The sequence below is a fragment of the Streptomyces sp. CNZ287 genome (assembly GCF_007827615.1).
In genome coordinates this window covers 173,778-185,841 of sequence record NZ_VISV01000017.1, presented here as the reverse complement: position 1 = coordinate 185,841, position 12,064 = coordinate 173,778, and the positions used below count along the sequence as shown (strand labels likewise).

The following is a 12,064-nucleotide window of genomic DNA, read 5'->3' as shown; positions in this document are numbered from 1 at the left end:
GACCCCGTGGACACCCGCCAGATCCTCATCCGGTCCCTGGCGATGCTGCGTACGAAACACGCGGACCTGCCGGCGCGCAAGCACGGCAACCCGCCGCAGTGACCCCGCCGCCTCCACACGCCCCGCAGCCCGCAGCCGACCGCGCAGAACAGCCCAGGAGCACACACGTGACCACGCAGCACACCGAGAACCTCGTCCGCGTCGAGAAGGGCGAGGCCAGCGAGGAGGAGCTCGCCGCGCTCACCGCGGTGCTCCTCGCCCGCGCCGCCGCCCCGCAGCCGACGCACGCCCGCCACGGCGGGCACGGCGGCTCCGCGGCACGCTGGCGCCGGCTGGAGCGCCAGCACGGGTTCCGTGCCCCGCACAGCTGGCAGCGCTGACCCGGCCGGCGACACCCGGCCCCGCGCACACCGAAGGCCCCGCCGCAGGCGGGGCCTTCACGCGTCGTCGGCGCCCGCGCCGCCTCAGCTCCGCGGCTCCGCCGCCAGCCTTTTCAGCGCCGCGTCCACGCGCGCCAGCGTCCGCTCGCGGCCCAGCACCTCCAGGGACTCGAAGAGCGGCAGCCCCACCGTCCGCCCCGTCACCGCGACCCGTACCGGCGCCTGCGCCTTGCCCAGCTTCAGGCCGTGCTCCTCGCCCGCCGCGAGCACCGCCTCCTTCAGCGGCTCAGCCGACCACTCGGCCGCCGCCAGCTTCGCGCGCGCCGTGCGCAGCAGGTCGGCCGCGCCCGGCTGCCCCGGTTTCATGGCCTTGTCCCACGACTTCTCGTCGAACACCGGCTCGTCGAGGAAGAGGAAGTCGACGTTGGCGGTGATGTCGGAGAGCACGGTCAGCCGCGTCTGCGCCAGCGGCGCCACCGCCGCGAAGGCGTCGGGGTCGAACGACTCCGCCGGCCACGGGGCGTGCGGCGCCCGCAGCCAGGGGGCGCAGCGCTCGGCGAAGTCCTTCACGTCGAGCATGCGGATGTGGTCCGCGTTGATGGCCTCGGCCTTCTTCAGGTCGAAGCGGGCCGGGTTGGGCACGACGTCGGCGATGTCGAAGGCCGCGACCAGCTCCTCACGGGTGAAGACGTCCCGGTCGGCGGAGAGCGACCAGCCCAGCAGCGAGAGGTAGTTGATCAGTCCCTCGGGCAGGAAGCCGCGCTCCCGGTAGAGGTTGAGCGAAGCCTGCGGGTCGCGCTTGGAGAGCTTCTTGTTGCCCTCGCCCATGACGTACGGCAGGTGGCCGAAGTCCGGCACCCGCTTGGCGACGCCGAGGTCGATCAGCGCGCGGTAGAGCGCGATCTGCCGCGGGGTGGAGGAGAGCAGGTCCTCGCCGCGCAGCACGTGCGTGATCTCCATCAGCGCGTCGTCGACGGGGTTGACCAGGGTGTAGAGCGGGGCACCGTTGGCGCGCACGATCCCGTAGTCCGTGACGTTCTCGGGTGCGAAGGTCAGCTCGCCGCGGACCAGGTCGGTGAAGGTGATCGTCTCGTCCGGCATGCGGAAGCGCACGATCGAGGTGCGGCCCTCGGCCTCGTACGCGGCCACCTGCTCGGTGCTCAGGTCGCGGCAGTGCCCGTCGTACCCGGAGGGCCGCCCCGCCGCGCGCGCCGCCTCGCGGCGCTCCTCCAGCTCCGCCGCGGTGCAGTAGCAGCGGTAGGCGTGTCCGGCGTCCTGGAGCCGGCCGGCCACGTCGGCGTAGACGTCCATGCGCTGCGACTGCCGGTACGGCGCGTGCGGGCCGCCGGCCTCGGGGCCCTCGTCCCAGTCGATGCCGAGCCAGCGGAACGAGTCGAGCAGTTGCTCGTATGACTCCTCGGAGTCGCGGGCCGCGTCGGTGTCCTCGATCCGGAAGACCAGCGAGCCGCCGGTGTGGCGGGCGTACGCCCAGTTGAAGAGGGCGGTGCGCACCAGGCCCACGTGGGGGTTGCCGGTGGGGGAGGGACAGAAGCGGACCCGCAGGGGGGCCGGGGGGGCTGCGCTAGCCACGCTTGATCACCTTGTTGGCGAGAGTGCCGATGCCTTCGATGGTGACGGCGACCTCGTCGCCGTCGTGGAGCGGGCCGACGCCCGCGGGGGTCCCGGTGAGGATGACGTCGCCGGGCAGCAGCGTCATCGCCTCGGTGACGTGCACGATCAGCTCCGGGACCGAGCGGATCAGGTCCGTGGTGCTGCCGAGCTGGCGCTGGGCGCCGTTGACGGTGCACTGGATGGCGATGCCCCCGGCGATCCTCTCCGGCCCCAGGTCCGTCTCGACCCAGGGGCCGAGCGGGCAGGAGGTGTCGAAGCCCTTGGCCCTGGCCCACTGCTTCTCGCGCCGCTGGACGTCCCGTGCGGTCACGTCGTTCGCACAGGTGTAGCCGAGGATCACGTCCTGGGCCCGCTCCAGCGGCACGTCGCGGCAGAGCCGGCCGATGACGACGGCCAGCTCCGCCTCGTGCTGCAGGTCCTCGGAGAAGGAGGGGTACGCGATGGGGTCGCCGGGCCCGATCACCGAGGTGGACGGTTTGAAGAAGGTGACGGGCACCTCCGGCACCTCGTTGCCCAGCTCCGCGGCGTGCTCGGCGTAGTTGCGGCCGATCGCGACGACCTTGTTGGGGAGGACGGGGGGCAGCAACCGCACCTTGTCCAGCGGGAGCTTGCGGCCGGACCGCTCGAACTCGGCGAAGGGATGGCCCTTGATCACGTCGAGGGTGACCTCGCCCCGCGGGGCGCCCGCCCCGTCGAAGCCGTCGGAGCCCTCGACCACACCGAACGCGACGCTGCCGTCGACGGAGAACCTGGCGATACGCACGGGGCCCAGGTTATCGCCCCGCCGCCGGGCGCCGTGCCGCGCGGGTCAGGCGCCGGACGGGATCTCCTCCAGCACCGTACGGCGCGGGTTCGCGGTGCGCTCCGGCGGCTGGACGGCCGGGGCCGCGGCGGCGATCCGGGCGGCGACCGCCTCGGGCGGCTCGGGAAGCAGCAGGTCCCCGGCGTCGTCGAGGTGGGCGAGGGTGGTGCGCCGCGGGTTGGCTATGGTGCGGAAGATCATGAGGGTTACGCGCGCCTTACGTGCCGGGGCCCGCTGTCGGGCCGACGAGACCGAGCTTTACGGAATGATTCGCTGTGTCAAGGGAAGGGTAAAGGGCCGCTATTCCCCGCACCGCCGGGACCCATCCCGTACGGCATTGTGACTTTCCTCACCTCGTCGGTGACGAAAGCCAAATATCGTCGGCCCTGACGTCGGGCTGAAACGGGCCATCTACCTACAGGGGCGACATTTCCCGACCGATAGGCGCGACCCGGGACACGGGCCCGCGCCATGCACCTCGTAAGAAAATGTCCGTTATCCCCACCCGTCGCGTCAACCATGTGTAATCTGTCTGGCACGGTGCGTAGTTGCGGTCGAGCTGTTACCCCCGGGCCTTGTTGGAGATCCCGGCCTGTGCTGGAATTCCACGGACCGTCGCTGGAGTGCAGTCGACGCAGAGGGCGCAACGGGGCGCCACGCGGGGGGCTGTGCGGGGAGCGTGCGCCGGTTGGTTCACGGCGGGCGGGGGCCTAAGCTCCGGCACGACCAGACGAACGCTCCGGCGCATGCGCCGGAGCCGGTCCTAGAGGTTGCGACGCTAGTGCAGGGACGATTGAAGACTGACGGCAGCGTTCCGGGCGAGCCTGAGGTGCGTGGGAAGACCGACCGCGCAGCCTCCCTTCGGTACGGCCAGAGCGCGAGCTCCTCGCCGGACCGGAACGCCGACCGCGGCGGCGCCCGAATACCCGCGCCCGAGGCCGGCGACTTCGCCAGCATGCAGCAGCCCAAGGGCTCCAAGGGCCCGGGCTCCCGGATCCTGCTGCGCAACTGGCGCATCAGCACCAGACTTGTCTCGCTCCTCGCGCTCCCCGTGGTCGCCGCGACCACGCTGGGAGCTTTCCGCATCGAGGACTCCTGGCAGAACCTGCAGCAGCTCGAGAACATGAAGCTGCTGACGGACATGACGGAAGAGGCCACCGAACTCGCCGACATGCTCCAGCAGGAGCGCGACAAGTCGGCCGGCCTCATCGTCGACGGCAACCCGAAGCACCCGGACATCACCGACGCCCGCGACGAGACCGACAAGGCCCTGATCGCCTTCACCCGGTCCGCCGACGAGATCGACACCACCGACGACGAGGACCTCGCCGGGGTCAACAACTCGCTCACGAGCGTCATCGAGAAGCTCAACAAGATCAACAGCATTCGCAAGACGGCCTATTCGGACGACACCGGCGGCGCCGCCCAGACGGTCAAGGCGTACGGCGAACTGGTCGACTCCCTGGTCTCGCTCTCCCAGGACATGGCCCTGGCGACCAGCAACCCGGACATGATCGCCAAGACCCGGGCGCTGGCCACCTTCTCCTCCGCCAAGGAGTACGCGTCCGTCCAGCAGGCGATCATCAGCGCCGCCCTCGCCGAGGAGCCGCGCGACGAGTTCGCCGAGGCCGACCGGCTGGAAGCCGCCTCCGCCCAGGAGGCGGAGAGCTCCTCGCTCAAGCTCTTCGCCCACCTCTACTCGGGCCGGATCGGTCTGACGGATCTGATGCGCTCGCTGGACGGCGGCAACGCCTCCGTGCAGCAGGCCGACACGTTCGCCAAGAACCTGGTGAACAACCCGGACAGCATCAAGAACGCCGACATGAGCTACCGGCACTGGTACGAGCTGGACAGCGTCAAGATCGAAGAGATGAAGAAGATCGAGCAGCACCTGCTCCAGGAGATGGAGCAGACTGCGCGCGATCTGCGGTCCGAGGCCCAGAACGACGCGATCTTCAACGGCGTGCTGATCCTCCTCGTCCTGCTCATCTCGCTCGCCGGCGCCTTCGTCGTCGCCCGCTCCATGGTCCGCTCGCTGCGCCGGCTGCAGGACACCGCGCAGACCGTCGCCCAGAAGCGGCTGCCCGAGCTGGTCAGGCAGCTCTCCGACGCCGACCCGCAGGACGTCGACACCTCCGTCGAGACCGTGGGCATCCGCAGCCGGGACGAGATCGGCAAGGTGGCGTCCGCGTTCGACGACGTGCACCGCGAGGCGGTCCGGCTGGCCGCCGAGCAGGCGCTGCTGCGGGGCAACGTGAACGCGATGTTCACCAACCTCTCGCGCCGGAGCCAGGGCCTCATCCAGCGTCAGCTCTCACTCATATCCGAACTGGAGTCCCGCGAGGCGGACCCGGACCAGCTCGAGAACCTCTTCAAGCTCGACCACCTCGCGACCCGCATGCGCCGCAACGGCGAGAACCTCCTCGTCCTCGCGGGCGAGGAGCCGGGCCGCCGGTGGACCCGCCCGGTCCCGCTGGTCGACGTGCTGCGCGCCGCCGCCTCCGAGGTGGAGCAGTACGAGCGCATCGAACTCTCCGCCGTGCCCGCCACCCAGGTCGCCGGCCGCGTCGTCAACGACCTCGTGCACCTGCTGGCCGAGCTGCTGGAGAACGCCACGTCGTTCTCCTCCCCGCAGACCAAGGTGAAGGTCACGGGCCACGCGCTGCCCGACGGCCGGGTGCTCGTGGAGATCCACGACACCGGCATCGGCCTGTCGCCCGAGGACCTCGGGGCGATCAACGAGCGGCTGGCCAGCCCGCCCACGGTCGACGTCTCCGTCTCCCGCCGCATGGGCCTCTTCGTGGTCGGCCGGCTGTCCCTGCGGCACGGCATCCGCATCCAGTTGCGCCCCTCCGACTCCGGCGGCACCACCGCGCTGGTCATGCTCCCCGTCGACGTCACGCAGAACGGCGGCGGCGCGGGCGGCAAGCAGCCGGCGGGCGCCGCGTCCGGCGCACCCGGCGCGGGCGCCGGCAACGGCTCCCCGGGGCGCGGCGGTGCCGCGGCCCGCGCGGGCGCGATGAGCAGGCTCGGCGCCGCGCAGCAGCGCGGCCAGGTGGGGGCGGGCGCAGGTCCCGGCCGGCCCGCGCTGCCCAGCCGCGACGTCGGCGGCTCCGGCGGGCCCGGCGGTGCGGGCGGCCCCGGCGGTCCCGGCCAGCGGCCCGGGCTGCCCGGGCGCGAACCGGCGGGCGCCGGTTCGGCCTTCGGCCGCTCGTCCGGCTCCGGTACGGGCTCCGCCTTCCCGGGGGGTTCGGCCTTCGGCGCCGCACCGGGGGCGAACTCCCATTCGGGTAGCGGCCTCGGGTCCTCGCCCGGCCGTTCCGGGCTGCCCGGCAGGCCGGGCGCCGACTCCGGTGCCCGCGAGCCCGCGGAGGCCCAGCACACCGGCGCCGGGCTGCGCGACTCCGGCCGCGACCGGCACGAGGGCCCGCGGCAGCACGACGACGCCGACACCACGCAGTTCTCCCGCCCCGACACCGCGGGCCCGCCGCCCGGCGGCGCCGCAGGCATCCCGGCGTTCGGCTCCGTGCCGCCGCCGCGCTCCCCGCAGGCGCCCGTACCCGGCGAGTCGGCCGCGTACGGCGCCCCGCAGGACACCGGCGAGCACCCGGCGCCGCCGTTGCAGCGCCGCCCGCAGTCCGGTCCGGGCGACACCGGGGCGCACCCCGTGGCCCGCCCCGGCGGCGGCCCGCAGGACACCGGCGCCCACGCGCTGCCCTCGGCTGCCCCCGCGTCGTACGACACGGGCGAGCACCCGGTGGCGCGTCCGGGTCCCGGTGACACGGGCGAGTACGCCATGCCCGGCCGGCGGCCCGGCCCGGGCGACACGGGGGAGTACGCGATGCCGGGCGGGCGTCCGGGTCCCGGTGACACCGGTGAGTACGCGATGCCCGGCCGGCGTCCGGGTCCCGGTGACACCGGTGAGTACGCGATGCCCGGCCAGGGCCCCGGCCCCGGCGACACCGGCGAGTACCCGGCGGCCGTACCGGCGCAGCGGGCCGAATCGCCCCTCGACGACGGCCTGCTCGACGGCGCCCCCGTACCCACCCGGGGCGACGAACCCACGCCGATCTTCGAGTCGATGGAGTCCAACTGGTTCCGCGAGAGCCGCGGCCGCGGGCAGGCCCCCGCGGCCACCACCGCCGAGCAGCCCCCGGCCGACGTACACACCGTCGCGGAACCTGACCAGGACGCCGCGGCCGAACCCTCCGCTCCCGCGCCGCAGCCGGCCACGGCCACCCCCGCAGCGGCCTGGCGCCCCTCTCCCAACGACGACCGCTGGCGCCGCGCGGAGCAGTTGCGCACCCCGCAGGCCGGCGGCGTCACCACGTCGGGGCTGCCGAGGCGGGTGCCGCGCGCCAACCTCGTGGCGGGCACCGCGCAGGAGTCCTCGAACGCCAGCGGGACCCAGGTCTCGCGCGCGCCCGACGATGTGCGCGGCAGGCTCACGAGCCTGCGCCGGGGGATCCAGCGGGGCCGCCAGGCCGGCGGCACCGGTGAGACCCTCGGCGGCAACGGCTTTGGTCCCACCTATCAGCAGGAGCGTTAGTTGAGTCCATTGAGCCAGGCGGCGCAGAATCTGAACTGGTTGATCACCAATTTCGTGGACAACACCCCGGGGGTGTCGCACACGGTGGTGGTCTCCGCCGACGGACTGCTGCTGGCGATGTCCGACGGCTTTCCGCGGGACCGTGCCGACCAGCTTGCGGCGGTGGCGTCGGGGCTGACGTCGCTGACGGCCGGTGCCTCCCGCATTTTCGAAGGCGGCAGCGTGAACCAGACGGTGGTGGAGATGGAGCGAGGCTTCCTCTTCATCATGTCGATCTCCGACGGTTCCTCGCTCGCCGTGCTGGCGCACCCGGAGTGCGATATCGGCCTGGTTGGTTACGAGATGGCGCTGCTGGTCGACCGGGCGGGCGCGGTGCTCACCCCCGATCTGCGCGCGGAGCTGCAGGGCAGCCTGCTGAACTGAACCACGGCCGGCCGCCCGGCCGACCGCTTTTATCAGACCTTCCCCATCGGCCATGTTCCCGCCCGGAGGATCCATGACCCCGCCACCCGCCTCACCCGACTCGTACGGTGGTGCCCAGCATCAGCCCTACGAAGGTGAAGGCGATCAGCCGCTGGTCCGGCCCTATGCCATGACCGGCGGCCGGACCCGGCCCCGTTATCAGCTCGCCATCGAGGCCCTGGTGAGCACGTCGGCCGACCCGATGCGGCTGCAGGGGCTGCTTCCGGAGCACCAGCGGATCTGCCACCTGTGCCGCGAGGTGAAATCGGTCGCCGAGGTCTCCGCGCTGCTGACCCTGCCGCTGGGCGTCGCGCGCATTCTGGTCGCCGACCTGGCCGAGGCCGGTCTCGTGGCCATTCACCAGCCCGGCGGCGGCACGGATGCCGACGGAACCCCCGATGTGACTTTGCTCGAAAGGGTGCTCAGTGGACTTCGCAAGCTCTAGTGGTGTGGCCGGTTCTTCTCCGGCTCGTGCGACCACGTCGGCGAAGATCGTGGTGGCGGGTGGTTTCGGGGTGGGGAAGACCACGTTCGTCGGTTCGGTGTCGGAGATCAATCCGTTGCGTACCGAGGCGGTGATGACGTCGGCGTCTGCGGGGATCGATGATCTGTCGCAGGTGTCGGGGAAGACCACGACGACGGTGGCGATGGATTTTGGTCGTATCACGTTGGATCAGGATTTGATCCTGTATCTGTTTGGGACGCCTGGTCAGGATCGTTTCTGGTTCATGTGGGACGATCTGGTGCGTGGTGCCATCGGTGCGGTGGTGCTGGTGGATACGCGGCGGTTGGCGGATTGTTTCCCTGCGGTGGATTACTTCGAGAACTCGGGGTTGCCGTTCGTGATCGCGTTGAACGGGTTCGACGGTCATCAGCCGTACTCGCCGGACGAGGTGCGTGAGGCGCTGCAGATCGGGCCCGAGACGCCGATCCTCACCACGGACGCCCGCCAGCGCTCCGAGTCCAAGTCGACCTTGATCACGCTGGTCGAGCACGCCCTCATGGCCCGGCTGCGCTGACCGCGCCCGCCGCCCGGGCCGCACGCCGCGGCCGGAGACTCCGCCAGGGGCAGGTTGCACCGTACGGTGCAACCTGCCCCTGAGCCGTTGATAACGTTTGGAAGCAGATTGAGGGGGTGCGTTGCACAGGACGCAGGCGGTCGACTCCGTTCCGCTGATGCCGTGGTTGCACTTTGTCGGTTGGCGCCGCTTACGCCCTTTTTGACGGTGCCTGCGTGATCGTACGAAGTCCTCGACAGGCGTTTGGAATGTGCCGCGCGGCGTGCTGGAATTCGAGGAACTGACCCGAGAGTAGGCCGAGAGGTTGTTGGTCCGGTGAGGCGCAGCAGCAAGGGTCCCGCACAGGAGGCGCGGGGCAACTTCAGCCCGCCGTCGCACGCGGCGGTGCCGCCCCCTGCCGGGGCGCAGCCGGCCCCGCCGCCCAGCGGCAGCCGGTTCTCACCCCGCAACTGGCGGGTGGCGACGCGGCTCAACGCGATCCTGCTGATCCCGGTGCTCGTGGCCATCGTCTTCGCGGGCTTCCAGGTGAACAGCTCCGTGGACACCTGGCAGGAGGCCCAGGACGCGGAGAACACCGCCAAGGTCGCCAAGGCCGCCGGCGACTACGCAGAGCGTCTCATGGCCGAGCGCGACGTCTCCGTGCAGCCCCTGCTGCACGGAGACCGCGAGGCGAGCCGCGTGACCGAGGCGCGCAAGGCCACCGACGCCGCCGCCGCCGAGTTCGACCGGCAGGTCGAGGACATGCCGGACAAGCCCGGCCTGCAGCGCCGGCTGGACGCCTTCCGGGACCAGGAGAAGAACCTGGAGAAGATGCGCCAGGCGGCGTTCACTCCTCAGGCGGCCGGCACCGACACCCACCTCGGGTACGCGCAGATGTACCGCCCGCTGATGACCTTCGCCAACGAGGTCGGCCTGGGCACCAGCAACATCACCACCTACGGCCGCGCGATGTACGCGATCTCGCTCGCCAAGTCCTCCGCCTCGCTGGTCCGCTCCATCGGCACCGAGCTGCTCGTCAGCCCGCCGGAGAAGGCCGGGGTGCTGGCCGGGGAGAAGACCGCGCTCGCCTCCTTCGCGTATCTGGAGCCCATCGCCCTCGACGAGTTCAGGACCGGCAGCACCGCCGCCGACAACCGCATGCTCAAGGACGCGCTGGCCGACCAGGAGGAAGAGGCCAAGCAGCGGCTCGCCGAGGCGCAGCGCGAGGCCGAGGGCGGCGGCGGCGAGTTCACCGCCCCGCCGGAGCCCGCGGCGATGCTCGCCGGCGTCGCGAGCATCGGCGAGGACGTCACGCCCGCGGATCTCGCCGAGCAGGGCATCACCCCGCAGACGTGGTACGCGGCCACGAGCGTGCCCATCGCCGCGTACCGCACCGTCGAGATCGAGTTCGCCGACCGCGCCGTCGCCGACGCCCACGAGATCGTCGAGTCCGCCAAGCGCGACACCGTCGTCGGCGCCGCCATCGCGGTAGGCGCGCTGCTCATCGGCTTCGTCATCGCCGCGATGATGGCCCGCTCCATGGGCCGCAGCATGCGGCTGCTGCGCAACTCCGCCTTCGGCATCGCCGAGCAGCGGCTGCCGATGCTGGTCGACCAGCTCTCCCGCACCGACCCCGGCCGGGTGGACACCCGTGTGCAGCCCATCCCGCTGCACAGCAGGGACGAGATCGGCGAGGTCGCCCGCGCCTTCGACCAGGTGCACCGCGAGGCCGTCCGGCTGGCCGCCGAGCAGGCGCTGCTGCGGGGCAACCTCAACGCGATCTTCACCAACCTCTCCCGGCGCAACCAGGGCCTCATCGAGCGCCAGCTCGAGCTCATCTCCGGCCTGGAGGACCACGAGGCGGACCCGGAGCAGCTCGAGAACCTGTTCCACATGGACCACCTCGCCACCCGCATGCGCCGCAACGGCGAGAACCTGCTGGTGCTCGCGGGCGAGGACACCGGCCGGCACATGGACGAGGCGGTCCCGCTCGTCGACGTGCTACGCGCGGCGACCTCGGAGGTCGAGTCGTACGAGCGCATCGAGCTGGAGGGCGTGCCGGACAGCGAGATCCACGGCAGCGCCGTCACCGACCTCGTGCACCTCCTCGCCGAGCTGCTGGAGAACGCCACCACGTTCTCCTCGCCGCACACCAAGGTCCGGGTCACCGCCACCCGGCTGCCCGACCGCCGGGTGATGGTCGAGATCCACGACAAGGGCATCGGCCTGACCGCCGAGGACTTCGCGGACATCAACCACCGGCTCGCCAACCCGCCCACCGTGGACGTCGCGATCTCGCAGCGCATGGGCCTGTTCGTGGTCGGCAGGCTCGCCGACCGGCACGGCATCCGCGTGCAGTTGCGCCCGTCCGGCGAGCAGTCCGGCACGACCTCGCTGGTGATGCTCCCCGAGGCCATCGCCTTCGGCGGCGCCACCGAGGCGCCCGAGCAGCACGACGAGTTTACCGTCTCCCGGATCGTCGCCGACCGCCCCTCCTTCCAGCCCGCAGGGAACGGCTTCGCCGGCGGCCGGCCGCGCAGCGCGGCCGAGCTGGGCTTCGACGACTCCCCGTACCCGCAGGTCGAGCCGGAGCGCCCGGCCATGCCCGCGCTCGGCGGGCAGGAGGGGGTCTTCGACCCCATCCAGCGCTCGCTGCTGCGCGAGGAGCGCAGGGCCGCGCTGGAAGCGGCGGCGCAGGACCGTACGCCCGGCTTCCGCGACCCGAAAGCGGAGGCCGCCGGTACGGATGCCTTCACGCCCGGGGGTATCTCGCCGGAGCCCGCGTACGATACCTACGGCCAAGCAGAGCCCGGCCCCGCGTCGAACCACTGGACGGGGCAGGGCGCGTACGACAGCCCGGCAGTACCGGAAGCGGAATCTACGGCACAGCTCGGCACCGGCCGCGGGGGCTTCGGCTTCGGCGAACCGGAGCCGGCGCCGGCCGACGACGAGTGGAGGTCGGCGAACGACGAACGCTGGGAGCGCGCCGGGCAGGTGCGCGAACCGAAGGCGGGCGGGGTCACCCCCGCGGGCCTTCCCCGGCGGGTGCCCCGCCAGAACCTGGTGGAGGGCACCGCGGAGCAGGCGCCGCTGGGAGGCCCACAGGTCTCCCGGGCCCCGGAGGACGTGCGCGGCAGGCTGAGCAATCTGCGCCGCGGTGTCCAGCAGGGCCGCGAGCGGGGGCCGCAGCGGAATGACGGACCGGGCGTGGGCCCCGGCACATACGATCAGGAGCGTTAGG

Annotated in this window: 9 protein-coding genes; 6 read left to right on the top strand and 3 right to left on the bottom strand. The window is 72.0% G+C overall.

Going from position 1 to position 12,064, the window contains the following annotated elements:
* Positions 1-167 precede the first annotated feature (167 nt).
* Positions 168-380 carry an acyl-CoA carboxylase epsilon subunit gene (locus FB457_RS26985; RefSeq protein WP_047018293.1) on the top strand — a complete coding sequence of 71 codons (213 nt, stop codon included), beginning with the start codon at positions 168-170 and terminating at the stop codon, positions 378-380.
* Positions 381-464: 84 nt separating this feature from the next.
* On the opposite strand, the gene gltX is transcribed toward FB457_RS26985, so the two are convergent.
* Genes gltX through FB457_RS26970 form a run of 3 tightly spaced genes read right to left on the bottom strand, consistent with a single transcriptional unit; the run spans position 465 to position 3,015 of the window.
* Complete coding sequence (gene gltX / locus FB457_RS26980) at positions 465-1,943, bottom strand: glutamate--tRNA ligase (protein ID WP_078898717.1); 1,479 nt, start codon at positions 1,941-1,943, stop codon at positions 465-467.
* 19 nt (positions 1,944-1,962) lie between these two features.
* On the bottom strand, positions 1,963-2,775 hold the full coding sequence (locus tag FB457_RS26975; protein WP_047018295.1) for a fumarylacetoacetate hydrolase family protein: 813 nt from the start codon (positions 2,773-2,775) through the stop codon (positions 1,963-1,965).
* Between the two features lie 45 nt (positions 2,776-2,820).
* The gene (locus FB457_RS26970; RefSeq protein ID WP_047018296.1) at positions 2,821-3,015 is read right to left on the bottom strand and encodes a hypothetical protein; all 195 of its coding nucleotides are present in this window, start codon (positions 3,013-3,015) and stop codon (positions 2,821-2,823) included.
* Positions 3,016-3,643: 628 nt separating this feature from the next.
* Between FB457_RS26970 and FB457_RS26965 the strand changes: the two genes are divergently transcribed.
* The 5 genes from FB457_RS26965 to FB457_RS26945 all read left to right on the top strand — a co-directional run bounded on the left by FB457_RS26965 (position 3,644) and on the right by FB457_RS26945 (position 12,063).
* Positions 3,644-7,363, top strand: coding sequence for a nitrate- and nitrite sensing domain-containing protein (locus tag FB457_RS26965; RefSeq protein ID WP_145783548.1), 3,720 nt, complete (start codon positions 3,644-3,646; stop codon positions 7,361-7,363).
* Positions 7,364-7,786, top strand: a complete 423-nt coding sequence (locus FB457_RS26960; RefSeq protein WP_047018298.1) for a roadblock/LC7 domain-containing protein — start codon at positions 7,364-7,366, stop codon at positions 7,784-7,786.
* 73 nt (positions 7,787-7,859) lie between these two features.
* Complete coding sequence (locus tag FB457_RS26955; RefSeq protein ID WP_026276533.1) at positions 7,860-8,270, top strand: DUF742 domain-containing protein; 411 nt, start codon at positions 7,860-7,862, stop codon at positions 8,268-8,270.
* Positions 8,251-8,844 carry a GTP-binding protein gene (locus FB457_RS26950; RefSeq protein WP_078572953.1) on the top strand — a complete coding sequence of 198 codons (594 nt, stop codon included), beginning with the start codon at positions 8,251-8,253 and terminating at the stop codon, positions 8,842-8,844. Before FB457_RS26955 ends, FB457_RS26950 begins: the two co-directional genes overlap by 20 nt.
* Positions 8,845-9,300: 456 nt before the next feature.
* On the top strand, positions 9,301-12,063 hold the full coding sequence (locus FB457_RS26945) for a sensor histidine kinase (protein ID WP_145783559.1): 2,763 nt from the start codon (positions 9,301-9,303) through the stop codon (positions 12,061-12,063).
* The last annotated feature ends 1 nt before the right edge of the window (position 12,064 follow it).